The organism is Hyphococcus luteus (assembly GCF_002943565.1).
Taxonomy (GTDB): domain Bacteria; phylum Pseudomonadota; class Alphaproteobacteria; order Caulobacterales; family Parvularculaceae; genus Hyphococcus; species Hyphococcus luteus.
This window is the reverse complement of sequence record NZ_PJCH01000001.1, coordinates 209,138-222,181: the sequence shown is the minus strand read 5'-3', so window position 1 is coordinate 222,181 and position 13,044 is coordinate 209,138. Positions and strand designations below refer to the sequence as shown.

The 13,044-nt window shown below is 60.9% G+C and carries 12 protein-coding genes; all 12 read left to right on the top strand.

Annotation, left to right across the window (positions count from 1 at the left end; genetic code table 11):
- Nucleotides 1-35: 35 nt before the first annotated feature.
- The 12 genes from CW354_RS00945 to CW354_RS00890 all read left to right on the top strand — a co-directional run bounded on the left by CW354_RS00945 (nucleotide 36) and on the right by CW354_RS00890 (nucleotide 13,040).
- Nucleotides 36-692 (top strand): head GIN domain-containing protein, encoded by a 657-nt coding sequence (locus CW354_RS00945; protein WP_104828174.1) that lies wholly within the window; start codon nucleotides 36-38, stop codon nucleotides 690-692.
- Nucleotides 693-865: 173 nt separating this feature from the next.
- Nucleotides 866-1,558, top strand: coding sequence for a head GIN domain-containing protein (locus tag CW354_RS00940; RefSeq protein ID WP_104828173.1), 693 nt, complete (start codon nucleotides 866-868; stop codon nucleotides 1,556-1,558).
- A 101-nt stretch (nucleotides 1,559-1,659) separates the two neighbouring features.
- Complete coding sequence (gene nuoH / locus CW354_RS00935) at nucleotides 1,660-2,739, top strand: NADH-quinone oxidoreductase subunit NuoH (RefSeq protein ID WP_104828172.1); 1,080 nt, start codon at nucleotides 1,660-1,662, stop codon at nucleotides 2,737-2,739.
- A gap of 2 nt (nucleotides 2,740-2,741) precedes the next feature.
- Entirely contained in the window at nucleotides 2,742-3,230 is a 489-nt protein-coding gene (nuoI, locus tag CW354_RS00930) for an NADH-quinone oxidoreductase subunit NuoI (protein ID WP_104828171.1), read from the top strand.
- Nucleotides 3,231-3,236: 6 nt separating this feature from the next.
- A complete protein-coding gene (locus CW354_RS00925) occupies nucleotides 3,237-5,315 on the top strand; it encodes an HAD-IIIC family phosphatase (protein ID WP_104828170.1) in 2,079 nt (692 codons plus the stop codon).
- Between the two features lie 143 nt (nucleotides 5,316-5,458).
- Nucleotides 5,459-5,866: a hypothetical protein gene (locus CW354_RS00920; RefSeq protein WP_104828169.1), complete on the top strand. Its 408-nt coding sequence runs from the start codon at nucleotides 5,459-5,461 to the stop codon at nucleotides 5,864-5,866.
- Nucleotides 5,867-6,138: 272 nt separating this feature from the next.
- On the top strand, nucleotides 6,139-6,774 hold the full coding sequence (locus tag CW354_RS00915) for an NADH-quinone oxidoreductase subunit J (RefSeq protein WP_104828168.1): 636 nt from the start codon (nucleotides 6,139-6,141) through the stop codon (nucleotides 6,772-6,774).
- Nucleotides 6,775-6,788: 14 nt separating this feature from the next.
- Nucleotides 6,789-7,097, top strand: a complete 309-nt coding sequence (nuoK, locus tag CW354_RS00910) for an NADH-quinone oxidoreductase subunit NuoK (RefSeq protein ID WP_104828167.1) — start codon at nucleotides 6,789-6,791, stop codon at nucleotides 7,095-7,097.
- 5 nt (nucleotides 7,098-7,102) lie between these two features.
- A complete protein-coding gene (nuoL, locus tag CW354_RS00905) occupies nucleotides 7,103-9,277 on the top strand; it encodes an NADH-quinone oxidoreductase subunit L (protein ID WP_104828166.1) in 2,175 nt (724 codons plus the stop codon).
- Nucleotides 9,277-10,857, top strand: a complete 1,581-nt coding sequence (locus tag CW354_RS00900; protein ID WP_104828165.1) for an NADH-quinone oxidoreductase subunit M — start codon at nucleotides 9,277-9,279, stop codon at nucleotides 10,855-10,857. Before nuoL ends, CW354_RS00900 begins: the two co-directional genes overlap by 1 nt.
- The gene (gene nuoN, locus CW354_RS00895; protein ID WP_104828164.1) at nucleotides 10,857-12,302 is read left to right on the top strand and encodes an NADH-quinone oxidoreductase subunit NuoN; all 1,446 of its coding nucleotides are present in this window, start codon (nucleotides 10,857-10,859) and stop codon (nucleotides 12,300-12,302) included. Before CW354_RS00900 ends, nuoN begins: the two co-directional genes overlap by 1 nt.
- A gap of 3 nt (nucleotides 12,303-12,305) precedes the next feature.
- Entirely contained in the window at nucleotides 12,306-13,040 is a 735-nt protein-coding gene (locus tag CW354_RS00890; RefSeq protein WP_104828163.1) for a biotin--[acetyl-CoA-carboxylase] ligase, read from the top strand.
- The last annotated feature ends 4 nt before the right edge of the window (nucleotides 13,041-13,044 follow it).

Genomic DNA, 13,044 nt, shown 5'->3' with positions numbered 1-13,044 from the left:
AGCGCTACAGTCGTCACAGTTGATGGAGGCGACCCATGAAAAAACTGCTTGTTCTCGCCGCTGGAACCTGCGCGGCAGTGGCAGCAGGTATGGCGTATGCCGATGACGACGATACGGTTTCGCAGGAGCTCGAACTGTCGGGCTTCGACCGCATCACCATCGCCGGGGTCTACGAACTCGACGTGCGCGTCGGCGACGATTATTCGATCCGGCTTTCCGGTCCTGAATATGAAATGGAGCGCGTCGAGGCGTCGGTGAAAAACGGCGCGCTTGTTCTCGACCAGCGCAAAGGTGGCTGGGGCGAGCGGATGCGCAATAATCGCGACGGCGTCGAAGCGGTGATCACCCTGCCAAGCCTGACGGGCCTAGAAGTTTCCGACGTCATCGACGGCGAGATCGCCGGCGTCGACGCCGAGCGCTTCGAGATCGATATTTCCGGCGTCGGCGACGTTTCAATCGACGGCCAGTGCGGCGCGCTTGACGCACATCTGTCCGGTGTCGGCGAGCTCGATGCGAAAGGGCTGGAGTGCGGCAAGGCGGACATTCATGTCTCCGGCGTCGGCAGCGCCGCGGTCTTCGCCAGCGATGAAGTCGACGCCAGGGTTTCCGGCATGGGCGACATCGACGTCTATGGATCGCCCAACGCCGTGCACAAGAACAAGAGCATGTTTGCGGAGATCACCGTCCACTGACGATTGTTTCGCCGAAAAGCTGAAAACGCCGCGCCTTAAAGCGCGGCGTTTTGCTTTTGCACCGGCGCGGGGAATCGACGGGGCGAGGGCGTGGCGCGGCTGGCGGCGTTCTAAGTCCGCCGCGGCGGTGCTATAGATCGATCATGGAAAACGGGTGAGACGGGAGGCGACCCATGAGAATTTTCTTCGGCATCATTATCGGCCTTGTGCTGGCTGTAGCCATTGCTTTCGCGGCGGCGAAATATGCGCTCGGCGATCTCGGCGACGTGGCCGGGCGCGATAAATCAAAAGACGTAACGCAAACGCTCGATCTCGCCGGCTTCGACAAGATCGATATTGGCGGCGTCTTTGAAGTGGAGGTGAGCGTCGGCGGGGATTACTCGGTCGTCGTTTCAGGGGCCGAAGACGAAATGGCGCGCCTCGACGCTGCGGTCGAAAACGGCGTTTTGAAGCTCGATCAGGACGAGGTCAGATTCGGCAAGCGGAACTGGCGCCATCAGGGCATGACGGCCGTCATTTCGCTCCCCGATCTCAATGGCTTCGATCTCGCCGGGGTCGCCGACGGGGAGGTGACGGGCGTCGACGCCGACGATTTCCGCGTCGATCTCGCCGGGGTCGGCGATCTTGCGCTGTCGGGGACCTGCGGGCGCCTCGACGCCCATGTCTCGGGCGTGGGCGAGCTAGACGCCAAAGCACTCGAATGCCGGGAGGCGGATGTAGACGTCTCCGGCGTCGGTTCAGCGAGCGTTTTCGCCAGCGAGGCCGTGGACGCCTCGGTCAGCGGCATCGGCTCCATCGATATTTACGGCGCGCCATCCCAAATCGAGAAGAGCACGAGCTTCATCTCCTCGATTTCGGTGAAATAGGCCGGTCCGGGCTGGCCCCTGAAAAATGGGGCCAGCCCGCGACCGATTGGCCCCCATTTCCCTCGTGACTAGCGGCTCGATCCCCGTTATGACGCGGGCCCATGGAAGAGATCTGGACAAATCTGATCAGCCGCCCGACCGATCTGGGATGGGGCTGGTGGCTGGCTTCGACGGCGGCCGGGGCGCTTGCGATCCTCGTGACCCTCCTCCTGGCGCAGGCCTTTTTGATGTATTTCGACCGCAAGGTCTGGGCCGCAGTGCAGATGCGCAAAGGCCCGAATGTCGTCGGCCCATTCGGGCTGCTTCAATCTTTCGCGGACCTTTTGAAGTTTGTTTTCAAGGAAATCATGATCCCGGCCGGCGCGAACAAGGTCGTTTTCGTCCTTGCGCCCGTCATCACCTTCGTCCTCGCCCTGGTGGGCTGGGCGGTGATCCCGGTGGGGCCGGGCCTTGTGGGCGCCGACATCAATGTGGGGATCCTCTATCTTTTCGCGATTTCCTCCCTCGGCGTTTACGGCGTCATCATGGGCGGCTGGGCCTCAAACTCGAAATATCCGTTTCTGGGCTCCCTGCGTTCGGCGGCGCAGATGGTTTCCTACGAGGTCTCCATCGGCTTCGTGATCATCACGGTTCTCCTGCTTGTCGGCTCGCTCAATCTTTCGGAGATCGTCGAGGCGCAGGGGCGCGGCGGCGGCGGCTTCTGGAACTGGAATTTCATTCCGCTGCTGCCGATGTTCGTCGTTTTCTTCATTTCGGCGCTGGCCGAGACCAACCGCCCGCCCTTCGACCTGCCGGAAGCCGAATCCGAACTCGTCGCCGGCTATCAGGTGGAATATTCCTCGACCCTGTTCCTGCTCTTCATGATCGGCGAGCTCGCCAATATCGTCTTGATGTGCGCGATGATGACCGTGCTCTTTTTCGGCGGCTGGCATTCGCCGATCCCGCTCGATTTCCTGAATGCGGGGCCCATGCCGGTCTTGTGGTTCATCCTCAAGGTCGTCTTTTTCTTCTTCCTTTTCGCCATGGTGAAGGCCCTTGTCCCGCGTTACCGTTATGACCAGCTGATGCGCATCGGATGGAAAATCTTCCTGCCCCTGTCGCTCGTCTGGGTCGTCCTGGTGGCCGGCGTTTTGATCATGTTCCCGGGCGCGGTCGATTACCTTCAAAGCTGGAGAAGCTAGATATGGCGCGCATCGCACAGGCGTTGAAAGGCTTCATGCTCCTTGATTTCATCAAGGCGTTCGGTCTTGGCATGAAATATTATTTCACCCCGAAAGCGACCCTCAACTATCCCTTCGAGAAAGGCCCGCTTTCCCCGCGTTTTCGCGGCGAACATGCGCTGCGCCGCTATCCGAACGGGGAAGAGCGCTGCATCGCCTGCAAGCTCTGCGAGGCGATTTGTCCGGCGCAGGCGATCACCATCGAGGCCGAACCGCGCGACGACGGCTCGCGCCGCACGACGCGTTACGACATCGACATGGTGAAATGCATCTATTGCGGCTTTTGTCAGGAGGCCTGTCCGGTCGACGCCATTGTCGAAGGACCGAATTTCGAATTCGCCACCGAGACCCGCGAAGAGCTTTACTACGACAAGGAACGCCTGCTTGCGAATGGCGACCGTTGGGAGCGCGAGATTGCGCGCAATCTCGAACTTGACGCGCCCTACAGGTAGGGCGCGATGAACGGGGGCGTCGGAAGCGAGGTCCGGGAGGCGCTGACCGCGCAAAAGGATGCGCTTGCCGAAGCCCTTCTGGAAACTGTCCGGCTGGTTCCGCGCATGCGTGATGAAATCGGCGCCTCGCCGGAGAGCGCCGCTGAATTCGCCCGGCGCGAGCATCTTTCTCTCATCGACTATTTCATTCGCTGGCTCGCCGACGGCGACGAGGTTTTCCGCACGCTTTATTTGGGCGAGCGCGCGAAGATGGCCTATTTGCCGGGCGACGATGCGCAAACCCGCAATGATTTCATCCGCCGCCTTGTAACCAGCGACAGGGACGTCCTGCTGCGCTCTCTTGGCGAAGCGTCTCAAGTCTCATGCGCCCATATCGCCGCCGCTTTCGATGCGTTGATTGAAACTTTGTCGCTGCCGGTTCGAAAAGAACTGCGCGTGCTTTTCGTCGGCGACTGTCTTTATCTCGATGTGACCGCCTTTCTGACCGGCAAGACGCTGGAGATGGGCGTCGGTCTGGCGCCGCATTTCCTGACCGATAAAAACCCGGCGAAACTGGTCGCCGGCGTCAAGGCGCTGCGCGACGAGAAATTCGACGCGGTTTTTTACAGCCCCTTCACCTATGAATTCGCCCATGGCTTCACCGACATCTTGCGCGTGCGCAACGCTTTGAAGGGGGCGGACTGGCGCAAACAGCGCATCGATCAGATTTTCGAGGGAGTTGCGCCTGTCGCCGGGGCGCTGGCGTCGACATTCGCCGCCCCGGTTTTCATTCACAACGCTGCGGTCATCCTGCGCGATGAGACGACCCGGTCGCTTGCCTTGAAACATGCGCTGACGGCACGTTTGCGCGAGAGCGTGCGCAAGGAGATAGACGCGCGGTTAGACGCGCTGATCGCCGGGCTTAATGAAAACACCTTTCCGCATGTGCACAAATTCGATGAATGCGCCTTGCGCGCGCGCGCCAGCGACAGCGAGCTCGGGCGCTATTTTCATGTTTACGGCCTGCAGCATCCGGCAAGGTTCGGGGCCGAAGTCGCCGGCGAATACGACCTGATCCTTGAAACGCTCGGCAATCTTCACGGCAAGAAGCTGATCGTGTGCGATCTTGACAACACGCTGTGGGACGGCGTCATCGGAGAAGGCGCGGTTTCCCATTTCGCCGACCGCCAGCATTTGCTTGCAAGGCTGAAAAAGAAGGGCGTGCTGCTCGCCGTCGCGTCGAAGAACGATCCGAAAAACGTTCATTGGACCGGCGGCGTCTTAAGCGAGGATGACTTCGTCTACAGCTACATCGCCTGGACGCCGAAAGTCGCCGCTTTTTCGGCCATTCAGCAATCCCTCAATCTTAAGACCAAGGATTTCATCTTTATCGACGATCGCGCCGACGAACGCGCGATGGTCGAAGACGCACATCCGGAAATCTTCTGTTACGACCCGACGGTTGAACGAACCTGGCGCGCTTTCGCCTTGTGGGAGCAATTGCTCGGCGACGAGCCGGATATGGACCGCACCCAGATGTATCATGACCGGGCCAAGCGCGAGGCTTTCACGGCAGAGCAGACTGCGGATGCGCCGGATGAAAGCGCGATGTTCGCGTCGCTCGGTTTGAGAATCCGAATCTGGGAAGCGGGAAAGAAAGACATTGCGCGCGCGACGGAGCTCATTAACCGCACCAACCAGTTCAACATGCAAGGATCGCGCACCACCTTCGCGCAGATGAACGAATGGCGCGATAGCAAGGATCACAGGATCTATCTTGCAAGCATGGCGGATCGTTTCGGTGATATGGGGGTGATTTCGGTTCTTGTCGCAGACTTAACGGGCGAAGCGGTGGAGATCCCGATTTTCGTCCTCAGTTGTCGGGTCTTCGGTTATGGAGCGGAGCAAGCCATGCTCAATGTGGTGAAGAAAACGCTCGACGAAACGGGCAAGGGCGCGATTGTCGGGCGCTATATCGAAACCATGGCGAATGCGCCCTGCAAGGCGGTCTATGCCGAGAACAATTTTGAAGAGCGCGACGGCGTCTGGGTGTATGAAAAAGGGGCCGCGCCGATCGAAGCCCCCTCCTGGCTCGCCGTCGAGTAGGGTGGGGCAAGCAATAGCTCTCCCGCCCCTGTTTCGGTCGTTTTCCAGGGCCGCCAGAACTGTATTCCGGCCGGCCGCCTGATTGGCGCCGCGCCCCGTCTTGTGATTAACTCCATAGCGCTCAGGGGCGTATGGGGAAAAATATGGTGCGTCGGATCATCAGCAACAGAACGGGGAACGGCCTGTCTGGCCCATTTGCGAAAGCGGCTGCGCTCGGCCTTGCCGCTTTTCTGCTTGGCGCCTGCGCCGTTGAAAGCGGCTCTGACGCTTCGGGGCCTGCAGCCCATGGCGATTATGGCGCTGCAAGCGTCGGCCTTTCCTATGCGCGCGAGGCTTGCGCGTCCTGTCACGCCGTGGAGGCGGGAAAGATCGAATCGCCCGACCCCGCCGCGCCGTCATTCGAAGCGCTGGCGAACCGCCCGGACATGACCCGGCAGGCGCTTGCCGCCCTTTTGCGGTCTCCGCACCAGTCGATGCCGAGCCTGATTGTCGAGGCGGACCGGGTCGATGATCTGGCCGCCTATCTGGCAAGCCTCGGAGCCGCCGAGTAGTCCCCAAGCCCGCTGGCCGGGGCCGCGTTTCGGCCCGCCCAAACCCTTTCTCATGGAGCGTGGCGATAAGTCCCGGATTCCCACGGATTTTCAGGTCCAAGCCCTTTGCAAAGTCCATCCAATGCCTCTAAAAGCGCCAGCGAATGCGCCCCCCGTCTTGAGTCGCCCTTGTTTTTGAGCGGTTTTAAAGGGGGAGGGCGCGCCAGTTTCAAAGGCGCCGTCCGGCGCTGTTTCATCAAGCGTGTACGCTTTATTCGACCGCAAGGTTTAAGATGATCGCCGCCGCTGCTTTTTGGATATTTGCTGTTCTCGCCGTTTTCTCGGGCTTCATGGTCATCGCCGCGAAGAATCCCGTTCACTCAGTTCTGTTCCTGATTTCGGCCTTCATTTCCGCCGCCGGGCTGTTCGTGCTCATGGGCGCGGAGTATCTCGCCATGGTTCTCGTCGTCGTCTATGTGGGCGCGGTCGCGGTCCTGTTCCTGTTCGTCGTCATGATGCTCGACGTCGATTTCGTCGAGATGAAACAGGGCTTTCTGCAATATATGCCTTACGGTCTCATGATTGCGGGCCTCATTGTGGTCGAACTGATGATGGTGGTCGGCGTCTGGGCGTTTCCTGCCGACGCCGAGCTCGCCCGGGCCCATCCGTCGCCGACAGCGGCGCAAACCGTCGCCGATCCCAACGGCCCGACCAATATCGAGGCGCTGGGGCTCATCCTCTACACCGATTACGTCCATTATTTTCAGATCGCCGGCATGGTGCTTCTGGTGGCGATGATCGGGGCGATCATTCTCACCTTCCGCACGCGTGAAGGGATCAAGAAACAGGATGCGGCGAAGCAGATCGGCCGCAAACGCGAAGAAGGCTACGAGCTTGTGGACATCAAGCCGGGCCAGGGGCTTTCCTAAGGGGCGCTTGAGACATGGACATCGGGCTAGGGCATTATCTTTCCGTCGCGGCGATCTTGTTCGCCATCGGCATGGCGGGCATTTTCCTCAACCGGAAAAACGTCATCGTCATCCTGATGTCGATTGAGTTGATGCTGCTGGCGGTGAACATCAACTTCGTCGCTTTCTCCCAGTTTCTCGGCGATCTCGTGGGGCAGGTCTTTGCGTTTATGGTGCTGACCGTGGCGGCGGCGGAAGCGGCCGTGGGGCTCGCTATTCTCGTCGCTTTCTTCCGCAATCGCGGCGACATCGCGGTCGATGACGCAAGCCTGATGAAGAACTGACGCGCATGACCTGGGAACCCTTTGTCGTCTTACTGCCGCTGTTCGGCGCCATGCTGGCGATGCCTGTGGGGCGCGCGCTTGGGCCTCGCGCGGCGGAGCTTTTAACGACGGCGTTCGTGCTCATCGCGGCGATCCTTTCCTGGGTCTTGTTTTTTAATGTGACCCCGGTTTTCGGCGGCGAAGCGCATGCGCGCACGATTGAACTCTTTACTTGGATCGGTTCGGGCGATTTCGTCGCGACCTGGTCGGTGCGGCTCGATAGCCTGTCGGCGGTGATGCTGATTGTCGTGAACTCGGTTTCCTTCCTCGTTCACACCTATTCCATGGGCTACATGAAGGACTATGGCGAGCAGTCGCGGTTCTTCGCCTATCTCTCGCTCTTCACCTTCGCTATGCTCACCCTGGTGACGGCGGATAATTTCCTGCAGCTCTTTTTCGGCTGGGAGGGCGTCGGCCTCGCCTCCTATCTTCTCATCGGCTTCTGGTTCAACAAGAAGTCCGCCAATGACGCGGCGATCAAGGCGTTCGTCGTCAACCGGGTCGGCGATTTCGGCTTTGCGCTTGGCATCATGGCGATCTTCTATGTGTTCGGCACGATCCAGTTCGACGAAGTTTTCCAGGCGGTGGCTGCGAACGCGGTGGCGACGCCATGGCGCGCCGCCGAAGGCGCGCCCATTCAGGAACTGACCATCCATTTCCTCAGCTGGGATTTCCATGCGCTGACGGTTATCGGCGTCCTTTTGTTCATCGGCGCCATGGGCAAGTCGGCGCAGTTCCTCCTGCACACCTGGCTCCCCGACGCTATGGAGGGGCCGACGCCGGTCTCCGCGCTGATCCACGCCGCGACCATGGTGACCGCCGGCGTCTTCCTCGTCTGCCGCTGCTCGGTGATTTACGAATACGCGCCGAACGCCGCCGCCATGGTGACGCTCGTGGGCGCCGTGACGGCCTTCTTTGCGGCGACAGTCGGCCTCTTGCAGGACGACATCAAGAAGATCGTCGCCTATTCCACCTGTTCGCAGCTCGGCTACATGTTCTTTGCGGCGGGCGTCGGCGCTTACGGAGCGGCGATGTTCCACCTCTTTACGCACGCCTTCTTCAAGGCGCTCCTTTTCCTCGGCTCGGGCGCCGTCATCATCGGCATGCATCACGAGCAGGACATCAAGAAGATGGGCGGCGTCAAAGAGCTGATGCCCTTCACGCATATCCTGATGGTCATCGGCACGATTGCGATTACCGGCGTCGGCATTCCGGGCCTGACGCTTTTCGGCGCGCCTTTCGGCACGGCCGGTTTCGTCTCCAAGGATATGATCCTTGAAAGCGCCTTCTTTGGCGGCGAAGCGGGCAAGGTTTTCGGCTATTTCGCTTTCACGCTGGGCATTCTTGCTGCGGTGATGACGGCGTTTTATTCTTGGCGCCTTATTTTCCTCACCTTCTGGGGGCCGTCGCGCGCGCCCGAACATATTCGCAAACATCCCCACGCCGTGCCCGATACGATGATGTGGCCGCTCGTGCCGCTCGCTATCGGCGCCTTGTTTGCGGGCATTGTGTTTTACGGCTCTTTCGTTGGCTCCAACGCGGACAGGTTCTGGAACGGCGCGCTTTATTCCGCCGAAGCAAGCCATGAAGAAACAGCGTCGACCGCGGATCATCTGAACGCCGAAGAAGTTACGGCCATGCGTGACGAGCATGATGTCGAGGAAGCCCACGGCGAGGCTGCGGACCACGCTCCGGCTGACGAGCGCGCGGCCGAAGAGGAACATGGCGGCGGCCATCACGAGATTCCTGGCTGGGTCCTCTGGTCGCCCTTCCTCGCTATGCTCATCGGCACGTTCTCGGCGGGCTGGCATTATCTGCGCGGCGATCCGTTGAAACCCGGCATGTTGCGTCCGGGCGGCATGATCTACGCCTTCCTCAAGAACAAATGGTATTTCGACGAGATCTACGACTTCATCTTCGTGAAGCCGGCCTACGCCATCGGCCGTTTCCTCTGGAAGGACGGCGACGGCAAGACCATTGACGGGGTCGGCCCCGACGGCATCGCGGCGGTCGTCGCCGCCGGCGCGCGCCGCATCGTCAAAATGCAGAGCGGTTATGTCTATCACTACGCCTTTGTCATGTTGGTGGGCATTGCGCTGCTCGTCACCTTCATTCTCGTCCGGGCGGGGAGCGGCCAGTAATGACTGAAAGTTTCGCCAACCAGCCCTGGCTCACCTTTATTACGTTTGCGCCGCTCGTCGGCGCGCTCTTCATCATGCTGCGCCGGATGCTGACGGGGACGGGCGAAGACGGAACGGTTGCCCCCGAGGAGCAGGCGCAGGTGGACAAGGTCGCGCGCTGGGTCGCGCTGATCTTCACCTCCGCGACCTTCGTTCTCTCGCTCGGCGTTTACGCGCTCTATGACCCGTCCATCGCCGGCTATCAGCTGGTGGAAGAGGTTCCCTGGCTCGGCGGCGGCATCAATTACAAGATGGGCGTCGACGGGATCTCGATCTTGTTCGTTCTCCTGACGACATTCTTCATGCCGATCTGCATCATGGCGTCGTGGAATTCCGTGAAGTCGCGCATCGCCGATTACATGATCGCCTTTCTCGTTCTCGAAACGCTGATGATCGGCGTCTTCTGCGCGCTCGACCTTTTCGTTTTCTACTTCTTCTTCGAGGGCAGCCTCATTCCGATGTTCCTGATCATCGGCGTCTGGGGCTCGAAGGGCACCAAGGAATTCGCCGGCTATTCGATCCCGAGCCGGATTTACGCCTCGCTGAAATTCTTCCTCTATACGCTCCTCGGCTCGCTCCTGCTCCTCATCGCCATGGCGTGGATGTATGCGCAGGCCGGCACCACCGATATTCCGACGCTTCAGCAGGTCGACTTCCCGGCGGGCGCGCAGAAATGGCTGTGGATCGCGTTTTTCGCTTCTTTCGCGGTGAAGATGCCCATGTGGCCGGTGCATACCTGGCTTCCCGACGCGCACGTTCAGGCGCCGACGGCGGGATCGGTCGTCTTGGCGGCGATCCTGTTGAAGATGGGCGGTTATGGGTTCCTGCGCTTCTCGCTGCCCATGTTCCCGCTGGCGAGCGCCGACTTCGCGCCTTTCGTCTTTGCGCTCTCGGTGATTGCGATCATTTACACGTCTCTCGTGGCGCTCGCCCAGGAAGACATGAAAAAGCTCATCGCCTATTCCTCCGTCGCCCATATGGGCTTCGTGACCATGGGCATTTTCACCGGCACGGAGCAGGGGATCGAAGGCGGTCTTTTCCAGATGCTCTCCCACGGCTTTATTTCAGGCGCGCTCTTCCTATGCGTCGGGGTCGTTTACGACCGCATGCATACGCGCGAGATTGCGGCCTATGGCGGGCTCGTTCACCGCATGCCGCTTTACGCCTTCCTGTTCCTCTTCTTCACGCTCGGCAATGTGGGTCTGCCCGGCACAAGCGGGTTCGTCGGTGAAATCCTCACCATGACCGGCGCCTTCAAGTTTAACAGCTGGATCGCCTTCTTTGCGGCTTTTGGCGTCATCTTCTCGGCGGCCTATGCGCTGCGCCTTTACCGCGCGGTGATTTACGGCAAGCTCGAAAAGGATGCGCTTAAAGCGATCCCCGATGTGGACACGCGCGAGCTCGTGACGCTCGGCGTTCTGATGGCCTTCGCGCTTTATCTCGGTTTCAATCCGGGCCCGGCGCTCAACGTCTTCAGCCCGGCGGTCGATCTCCTGATTGAAAATTACGATGCGGCGCTCGCTGCCGGCGGAGCAAGCTGATGACGCTCTTCGAAACTCTTTCCTATGCCTGGCCGGAACTGGCGCTTGCGATCGGCGCCATGGTCCTGCTCATCACTGGCGTGTTTCTGGGCGACAAGGCCGCGCCGCAGATTTCGCTCGCCTCGGTGGGCCTTTTGATCGTCTGCGCCCTTCTGGCGGCGTTTTCGCCCGGCGCCGGATCCACCGCTTCCATCTTCGACGGCGCGTTCCGCATCGACGCCTTTTCGACCTTCGCCAAGGTGCTGATTTTCGGTGCGGCGGCGTTCGCGATTTTAATGTCCGACAAATATCTCGCCGGCGAGAAACTCGGCCGGTTCGAATATCCGGTGCTGATCCTCCTGGCCGCGCTCGGCATGTCGCTGATGGCGTCGGCGACCGATCTCATCTCGCTTTACATGGGCATCGAGACGCAAAGCCTCGCGCTTTATATCCTCGCCGCCTTCAACCGCGACAGCCGCCGTTCGACGGAAGCGGGCCTTAAATATTTCGTTCTTGGCGCGCTTTCCTCCTGCATGCTGCTTTACGGGGCCTCGCTGGTCTACGGCTTCACGGGCTCGACCCTGTTCACGGAAATCGCCAAAGCGGCGTCCGCGGGCGGCGATAACGCCGGGCTCATCATCGGCCTCGTCTTCATGATTTCCGGCCTCGCCTTCAAGGTCTCCGCCGCGCCGTTCCACATGTGGACGCCGGACGTCTATGAAGGCTCGCCGACGCCGGTGACGGCGTTCTTCGCGGCCGCGCCGAAGCTCGCCGGCATGGCGCTTTTCACCCGCGCCCTGATGATGGCCTTCCCGGGAGCCGTCGGCGACTGGCAATTGGTGATCGCCATCATTGCCGTCGCCTCTATGGCGATCGGCGCCTTCTCGGCCATCGCCCAGACCAACATCAAACGCCTGATGGCCTATTCCTCCATCGGCCATATGGGCTATGCGCTGGTCGGCCTTGCCGCGGGCACGTCTTCGGGCGTTTCCTCGGTGCTGATCTATATGGCGATCTATATCGTCATGACAGTCGGGACTTTCGCGATCATTCTGATGATGCGCCGGCGCGGCGGCATGACGGAAAACATTTCCGATCTCGCGGGGCTCTCGCGCACCAACATGCCCATGGCGCTGATCCTCACCGTGCTTCTGTTCTCCCTGGCGGGCGTACCGCCCACAGCCGGCTTTTTTGGCAAGTGGTATGTGTTCCTCGCCGCCGTCGATGCGGACCTCATCTGGCTTGCGGTGATCGGCGTCGCGGCGAGCGCGATTTCCGCCTTCTATTATCTGCGCGTTGTCTGGTTCATGTGGTTCGACGAGCCGGCGCCGGCTTTCGAACGCGATCACGGGCCGGCGCTCGCCGTCGCCGCCTGGGGCTCGGCGATCCTCATGTTCCCGCTCTTGACGGTCGGCATGGGGACGCTGCGCCAGCTTGCCGAGACCGCTGCGGCGTCTCTCTTCTAGAGCGTGGCGAAGTTTCCCTCCGGAACCGCGATTGAGATTTTCGACACGCTCGATTCGACGAGCGCGGAAGCGCGGCGCCGCGCGGAGGCGGGCGAGGCCGGGCCCTTATGGGTCCTTGCGCTGGCGCAGACCGCCGGTTACGGGCGCCGCGGACGCGGCTGGGAACAGCAAACAGGCGATTTCGCCTGCACGCTTCTCTTCAAACCGGACGCGCTGCCGGCAAGCTGGGGACAGATCTCCTTCATTGTCGCTCTCGCTTTGGCGTCGGTGCTGGACGAGCTCATGCCCGAGGAGAAGATCGCACTGAAATGGCCCAATGATGTTTTGCTGGACGGCGCCAAATGCGCCGGCATCCTGCTTGAAAGCCTGGGAGCCGCCCTTTCCATCGGGGTCGGCGTCAATATCGTCACGGCGCCCGAGGGGCTTCCTTATCCTGTGGCGCGTCTTATGGACCATGCCGCGCAACCGCCGGCGCCGCAAAAGCTCGCCGAACGGCTCGATCATCATTTCTGGACGTTCTACAGGCTCTGGCGGGCGCAAGGCTTCGCCCCGATCCGGGACGCATGGCTCGCCCGCGCCGTGGGGCTTGGCGTCGATATCACCGTGCGCCTGCCGAATGAAGAGCTTTCGGGCGTCTTTGAGGGGCTCGATGAAACCGGCGCCTTGGTGTTGCGCTCGCCCGCCGGAAGGCGGACAATCGCCGCCGGGGATGTGTTTTTCGCCCGCAGAGGAAACTAAGGGA